1 protein-coding gene is annotated in these 536 nt (G+C 57.6%); it reads right to left on the minus strand.

Features of this window, described 5'->3' with window-relative positions:
- Positions 1–509: bacillithiol biosynthesis protein BshC (gene bshC, locus ACLD7X_RS18225; protein WP_411425099.1), on the minus strand; the 509-nt coding region annotated here is incomplete at its 3' end.
- Between the last annotated feature and the right edge of the window lie 27 nt (positions 510–536).

The raw sequence follows: 536 nt of genomic DNA on the forward strand, positions 1-536 counted from the left end.
TCTGCCTCGACGGCCCCCGGAGCGTCAAGATCCGCTAACACAAGAGGTTGATGCAAGCCACTTCGAACGACGGTGCTTCCACGAACAACCAGAACACCCCATGCCGCCAGATATGGAGCCAACGTGCTAAGGAAAACATCAGCCCACGTACTTCCGATCCTCGCGGCTTGCATCATGTCCTGGCGGCAGTCATCTGCGAATGGTCCAGTGAGCGAAGCAAGGGCTTGTTCCAGGATGGTGAGTTCCGTAGCCGAAAATGAACGCCGCCACACGGGCATCCGATCCTGCTCTCCATCCCAAGCATGAACATCCGTCATCGTGCCATCAGGTGCCGGAAGACTCGCCTTTGATGCCTCCGCTGCATCGTGGTCATTGTCTTCAAGCCAGAACATCGGAACAACCGTACGCCCGATACTCTCCGTGACCTGGCGCGCCGCCGCTGCAGTGCTTGCAATCTTCAGGATGGTGTAGAGCGGACCCCCTAACAGTCCTACCTGTTGTCCCGTTATTGCAACGACCGACTTCTGTGAGGCGAG

The sequence above is a fragment of the Aphanothece microscopica RSMan92 genome (assembly GCF_046613545.2).
Lineage (GTDB): Bacteria > Cyanobacteriota > Cyanobacteriia > PCC-6307 > Cyanobiaceae > NIES-981.